The sequence below is a fragment of the Moorena sp. SIO4A5 genome (genome assembly GCF_010672005.1).
GTDB lineage: Bacteria > Cyanobacteriota > Cyanobacteriia > Cyanobacteriales > Coleofasciculaceae > Moorena.
Window position 1 is genome coordinate 56,755 of the sequence record NZ_JAAHHZ010000038.1, and the last position, 6,556, is coordinate 63,310.

Annotated in this window: 5 protein-coding genes and 2 pseudogenes; 4 read left to right on the forward strand and 3 right to left on the reverse strand. The window is 41.8% G+C overall.

The window, feature by feature from the left end:
• Positions 1–227 (forward strand): hypothetical protein (locus tag F6K57_RS14005; protein WP_293068480.1); only part of this gene is annotated, 227 nt, incomplete at its 5' end.
• Between the two features lie 538 nt (positions 228–765).
• On the forward strand, positions 766–1,599 hold the full coding sequence (locus F6K57_RS14010) for a calcium-binding protein (RefSeq protein WP_293068483.1): 834 nt from the start codon (positions 766–768) through the stop codon (positions 1,597–1,599).
• Positions 1,600–1,874: 275 nt separating this feature from the next.
• Here F6K57_RS14010 and F6K57_RS14015 read toward each other — a convergent pair.
• A pseudogene (locus tag F6K57_RS14015) lies at positions 1,875–2,145 on the reverse strand (IS1 family transposase); the annotation flags it as partial.
• A gap of 52 nt (positions 2,146–2,197) precedes the next feature.
• Between F6K57_RS14015 and F6K57_RS14020 the strand changes: the two are divergent.
• A complete protein-coding gene (locus tag F6K57_RS14020) occupies positions 2,198–2,356 on the forward strand; it encodes a hypothetical protein (RefSeq protein WP_293068486.1) in 159 nt (52 codons plus the stop codon).
• On the opposite strand, the gene F6K57_RS14025 is transcribed toward F6K57_RS14020, so the two are convergent.
• Together F6K57_RS14025 and F6K57_RS14030 are read right to left on the reverse strand one after the other, a co-directional pair.
• The gene (locus F6K57_RS14025) at positions 2,342–5,965 is read right to left on the reverse strand and encodes a putative baseplate assembly protein (RefSeq protein WP_293068489.1); all 3,624 of its coding nucleotides are present in this window, start codon (positions 5,963–5,965) and stop codon (positions 2,342–2,344) included. The genes F6K57_RS14020 and F6K57_RS14025 overlap by 15 nt on opposite strands.
• Entirely contained in the window at positions 5,913–6,071 is a 159-nt protein-coding gene (locus tag F6K57_RS14030; protein WP_293068492.1) for a hypothetical protein, read from the reverse strand. The genes F6K57_RS14025 and F6K57_RS14030 overlap by 53 nt, the downstream gene beginning before the upstream one ends.
• A gap of 299 nt (positions 6,072–6,370) precedes the next feature.
• On the opposite strand from F6K57_RS14030, the pseudogene F6K57_RS14035 reads away from it, so the two are divergent.
• Positions 6,371–6,556, forward strand: a pseudogene (locus F6K57_RS14035) (hypothetical protein); the annotation flags it as partial.

The following is a 6,556-nucleotide window of genomic DNA, read 5'->3' on the forward strand; positions in this document are numbered from 1 at the left end:
AGGGGTATGATACTATCTATAATTTTGATCTTAGTCAAGCTAAATTTGTTCTACTCCCATTCTTTGTAGGCCAAGACTTAGATTTTGGGAGCTTGGAATTTTCTGATACTAACCAAGGAACTGAAATAATTGGTAACGGTGACCTTCTAGCGGTTGTCGTTGGAGTTCAGGCTAGTCAAATCGATAATCCTGATCTCTTTCGCGATTCAATATTATTATTCGAATAATTTGTGATTGTCAGCTTCATCTATTTAGTAGTTGCTCTTCATTTATGGGGAAAAACTAACAATATAAGTTATTCACAAATATTTTTGGGAAGCTCAATAGTCTGATGGGCTTCTAACTATATTATTGTTTCTAGACCCGATGATGGGTCTTTTTTTTTTGTAATGACTAGGACTGCGGTTAGATCTATCTTTTTGATGGCTGGGATTCTCCTACAGAGACCCTACGGGAACGCCTTTGGATACCGATAGGGTATTGTGCTTTTACACCCGTAGTCAATAACATTATTTGACCACTAATACTTGGACTTTTATTCTCTCATTAAAGTATATTTACCGGATAGCACTAAGATAATTTAAAACCCCTTGTCTAGTCAATGACTTTGTTTATTATTGTAATAATTTAAGCATTTTGATAGTCAATAATCTGTAGTTAATCAGACAAATTACTGAACTTTTATGTTCGGGATTTAAACAATATTTTTTATGGGATAATTGTTTTAGTGATCAAGGATAGTATTTACTATCAAGGAAAATAAACATGACTAATATCATCAATGGAACACCAGGGAATGATTTGCTTGAGGGTACTCCTGGTGATGACCAGATTAATGGTAACGGCGGGTATGATACTCTTTTAGGTGGTGCTGGCAATGATCAAATCAATGGTGGTTCTGGCAATGATTCCATCGAAGGTGGTTCTGGTGATGACCAGCTTAATGGCAATGGTGGCAATGATACTCTTTTAGGTGGTGCTGGCAATGATCAAATCAATGGTGGCTCTGGCAATGATTCCATCGAAGGTGGTTCTGGTGATGACCAGCTTAATGGCAATGGTGGCAATGATTTGATTTTCGGTGATGCTGGAAATGACCAAATCAATGGTGGTTCCCAAGCTGATACAATTTTTGGCGGTGCTGGTGATGATGTAATAAATGGCAACGGTAGCAATGATGGCTTTGATATCCTTATTGATTTTGCTGGAGGAAATGATACTTTAACGGGATCTTCAGACCGAGAGATTATTGCTGGTGGCGATGGCGATGATATTATTTTTGGTAATGGTGGAGACGATAGAATTTTTGGTGGCGAGGGTCTAGACCAAGTCTTTTTAGGAACCGGTGCTGCTGAAGTCATTTTAACTGCAGGGCAGGGGTATGATACTATCTATAATTTTGATCTTAGTCAAGCTAAATTTGTTCTACTCCCATTCTTTGTAGGCCAAGACTTAGATTTTGGGAGCTTGGAATTTTCTGATACTAACCAAGGAACTGAAATAATTGGTAACGGTGACCTTCTAGCGGTTGTAGTTGGAGTTCAGGCTAGTCAAATCGATAATCCTGATCTCTTTCGCGATTCATTATTATTATTCTAATAATTTGTGATTGTCAGGTTCATCTATTTAGTAGTTGCTCTTCATTTATGGGGAAAAACTAACACTATAATTTATTCACAAATATTTTTGGGAAGCTCAATAGTCTGATGGGCTTCTAACTATATTGTTTCTAGACCCGATCATGGGTCTTTTTTTTGCGTTGCTGAATTGAAGTATGATTCCAAATAAATGCTTACGCTTACGTACAGAATATTCCTAAGCATAAGGAACTATAACATCTCATAATTTTAGATAATGAATGAGCAATATATCGGACTATGATCTCCCAAAACCAATCCCAAAATACCTTTTTGAAAGTGCTCTACCGCTGTCCATAGCCAGATTTGTTTTTTTTTACTTGACAAATGTTTCTAATTGATCGAGTTCTCCTACCTCGGGAATTCCTTGTGCTTCCTAGGCATCTGGCAATAATTATCCCACTTTTTTAATCCCAGTTATCACTGTGGTGTGGTTAACTCCTTTAACTCTCTCAATAGCTCTGAGTCCCATACCATTGACCTATAGTTTTAAGCACTCACGCTGAAGGGATAAATCCAGAGGATTTTGACTTGTAATCTAAGCATTCAGCTATCAGCTTATGGGCTATGGCAGGAAACGGGCAAGATGCCCGTTCCACAAAACGCTTAAAATCATTCCATTATTAAGCAACGCCGAATTTTTTCCCTGTTCCCTGTTCCCTGTTCCCTATTCCCTATTCCCTACTCCCTACTCCCTGCTCCCTTTAAACCAAATGTAAACTAACTCCATCCTGAGAATTAAGCAATAACAACTGAGCCGGTAGAGCCTGTTTAGTCTCACTATTCCAAATAGCTAAACGCGCTTCTAAGGATGACTTCAGCTCCTGAGTCGTTCCAGTTAAATATAGTGCTTCTAAATTAACCGCTTCTACGCCATCAACGGCCTGAATTAATGCTGTTACTTCTGCCGCTGTTACCCCTTGACCAAAGGTACGCTGTTCAAAGGCAAAAGCAGACACTAATAGTGTTTTAACCTCAGATAAAACCAGATCGCTGCGATAACGAGAATCCACCCATATCCCTGCTTGAAGATTAAAGTAAAGGGCTTCATAACTATCAATTTCAACCTTAGACGCTACCGCCAGACGGCGCTGCTGAGCTGGGTCACGAGCAGCATTAATTCCATTGACCAGATTAGTATATAATATAGAATCAGGGCTGACTTGATTGCCATTACGGTCTGCAATGGTAAGGTGAATCAAGGGTAAGTTTTGCCCAATCTCTAAAGTAGCTACCTTGGCTTTACCAATACCAGCAAAGCTACGGGTAAATGTCTCAAAATCTTGCACTGAGACAATGCGCTCCATGGGCAAAATATTGACAGGAGCTTGAGACCGAGCTTGGTCACGGGTTTCTGGAGAAGCTGCTCCGATGGCGGTTAGGGGATTAGTAACATCTACAATTCCCAAGGGTCTGGTTTGCAGAACAGTAAGACTCCCAGCCCCTACTTCCCCATCCAAGCCGATACCACTGCGATAGGTGGCGGTAATATTTTCATCTCCTGTGGGTAGACGAGCACCGCTTTGTCCATCCCCAAAGGTAATGTTAGTGTTGCCATTATCATCAATACGGACAATGTAGGCTTGGCGGCGGTCATCTAAACCATAAAGCGATCGCACTTCTTCCCACACTATATTATTGACCCTTACCTCCAAAGTGGTTTCACTACCGCTAGAGCTACTAGCAGAAATGTAGGTTAAAGGAGGCTTCTGGAGTACAAACTTCTGATTTCCTAAGGTACCATCACCACTACCAAGCACTTCATCCACCACTGTTTCACCATGAGTAGCCTGAGCAACATTAGCATTAATGGTTACTGTGGTGCGGTCGTAACGGTTTTGGAGTGACTGAGTCAGGGTGAGAGTAGAGCGTTGTTGGTTGCTAGAGATAGAGCTAGAGATAGATTTAATCACAACTACCTCATTAATAGTTTCCTCATCGACCGTAGTGGTTTGAGTAATTTGACTTGGATCCTTCTTACCACTGACAACAAGTGTTTTTCCGGTCTCTAGCCCTTCTATCAATTGCTCCAACTCAATTTGATCACCTTCAAGGGGAAGATTTTCTTGAATTGCTGGCTCAAACAGCGCTAACTGTTCACTTTGAGCGAAAACCACTGTTTCACGGAAGCGCTCTGAACCAAACTCGGCCAGATTCTGATTTGAATCCAACTCAAGGCGAGTGATTTTTCCACTCTGTAGGAAATCATCCCGTGCTACAGTAGTTACCTGATTAATTTTGTATAGTTGTTTGCGGCTTGAGTGCATCAGCACTATCCAACTGCTTACTAATATAGTGGAGTAAGTAGCATCAAGATCAATATGGTTGTTTTGAATGGTAAAACCAGGCCATTCTGTTGCCACTAAGCCAGTAAATTTGGAGCCAGCTATAATAGTGTTGTTTTGATAGGTTATAATACACCGAACATCATTACTGGTGAAGCCCGAATTGATCAGCATCCAGTTATTCTCAGGAATTTGGGGTTCCTCGTAGCGAAATACACCCCTGTTTGTGGCTGCAAACAGATAGTGGGGATTATTACTAGTATCAGCAACTAGGGAATAGATTAGGATATCGATTACATCTGTTCTCTCTGGTGTAATCGGCAAACCTGTATTAACGGATTGCCAGTTATTCCGATCATTATTGAAGCGAAACACCCCTTGGTTTGTGCCAGCAAATAGGTAAGTGGTGCCATCGCGCTCATAGGTAACCAAGGAATAGACTACTGTATTAATAACTTCTGTTGTTCTTTCCCCTGTGGTTATTATGATAGTAGGCAAGTTTGTATTCACTACTTCCCAGCTATCCCCATTATTAGTGGAGCGAAACACTCCCTGGTCTGTGCCAGCAAACAGGTAATTTACATTATTGATTACGGCAGTGATTAGGGAATAGACAACAGTACTAGTTAAGCCAGTATTGGTATCCGTATTTGGCAAACCGGTATTCACCGGTATCCAGCTTTTGCCGCTATCGGTAGAGCGAAAAACTCCATCTTCAGTTCCGGCCAGGATAGTTTGTTCAGAGAAAGACGATTCGGAAGAGGAAGAGTAATAAGAAGAGTAAGTAAATAGCGATCGCACAACCGTATTGGGCAAGCTGGTATTCACAGGAGTCCAACTTTCCGAACCCTCTGCTGTGGCGGGAATGCGATGTTCAACAATAGTCAGAGACCCAGTGCCAATGGTTACCCAGCTTTCCCCGCCATCAGTGGAGCGAAACACATTACCACCAGTGGCTCCAGCAAACAGATGGCCTTGAGCGTTAATCGTCAGGGCATGAATATCTGTATTGGTCAATCCTTGGTTAATGGGAATCCATTCCTGACCACCATCGGTAGAGTAAAAAATCCCCTTATGAGTGCCAGCAAAAACCACATCTTGCCAGGTAGCCAAAGCTCGGATATCAGCATTTTTCAATAGACCTGTAGACACGGAATTCCAATTGTTTCCGCGATCGGTAGAGTAAAAAATACCACCTGCGATCGCACTATACTTACGCTTGGTATCATCTGGTAACTCTTTCCAATCGGGAGCATTGCTACCAAATAGGTTAATTTGCTGTCGAAAGGCAAAGACTTGGGGGGATTCGATGCTGGGTTGGTCTGGTGCTGGGGACCAAGTAACTTTGGTGTAACCGTCTTGAGTATTGGGTTCAACGGTTTGTAAGGTCAGAAAATGACTTTGATTGGATGCTGCTGCAGACGGGTCGATCAGTATCAGTAAATTACCAGGTTGGAGTTGGGTATTGATGCCTTCTAGGAATAGTTCGGTAGTGTTACCACTAATTGACTGGGTTTGTTTGACCAAAGGTCGATAAGGTGTCAGGGCATTCCATTGTGCTCTCGCTTCAATCTCCTCAATGGTTTCAAAGGTCTGAGGTAGTTCCCCTTGTCCTGGAACACTTTGAACTTTGGTTCCTTTGGGAACTGTAGCAACGCTAGTCGTACCAGGGGTATCGTCAACGGTGAAAGCTAGGAAAGTACTAGCCGCAACACCAGGATTGAGCTCGTAGCCGATAGTGCGAGTTAATTCCAGAACCGAGAGCCGTTCAGTAGCTGTGTTGAGATACCCTTCATTAGCAATCCGTTCTTGGTAGAAGCTAAGTACATCAACAACAGTAGCTAAGCTATCCAGAAATGCGATCGCAGGGTCATCTCGGTGGCTGGTATTGAGAGTAGCCAGAGGTCGGTTACCTTGGTCTGAGTCATTTGGGGAAGCCGTTTCAGTACGCAGACCTGCTAGCATCCGTTGGAAACTGGTGCCATGGGTGCTAACTCGATAGGCTAATGTGGTTAGGCCAGGGGAATTGTAGTGGGATGTCATATTTATACGGAAGGGAATAGGGAACAGGGAATAGGGAATAGGGAATAGGGAGTAGGGAGTAGGGAGTAGGGAATAGGGAATAGGGAATAGAGCAGTTGGGATTCAAACTGAGTTATTGATTATTGCCAATAAAGCAGTAGATTGTATCTTTTTTGTGCAATGTTACTAATCAAATTATCGCCAAATTGCTATCTCTAAACAACCCCTAATTTTGGTTAGCATATCCTTGTTTTTACTTATCATTATTGACAGGATGCTAATCGCTATCTAGTTGCAATTTTCAAGGATAATCTAGCTATAGAATAGGATAAATTTAAACACCAAACCTGTTAATTAAGGAAAATTAACAGGTTTAAATTCCTACTTCCTACTTTAGGTATCCTAAATCAATTGTGATAATTTTTGATGCCATATTCCCTACTCCCTATTCCCTACTCCCTACTCCCTACTCCCTACTCCCTACTCCCTCTAATCACAAACCGCCTTGTAAATAAAACTGACTTCTGCCATTTTCAGGAGTATCGGGGTTATTATCCAAACGAGCAACAGCTAATGGCTCAATCAAGATTTGACCTGCTGCCAATTCCCCTC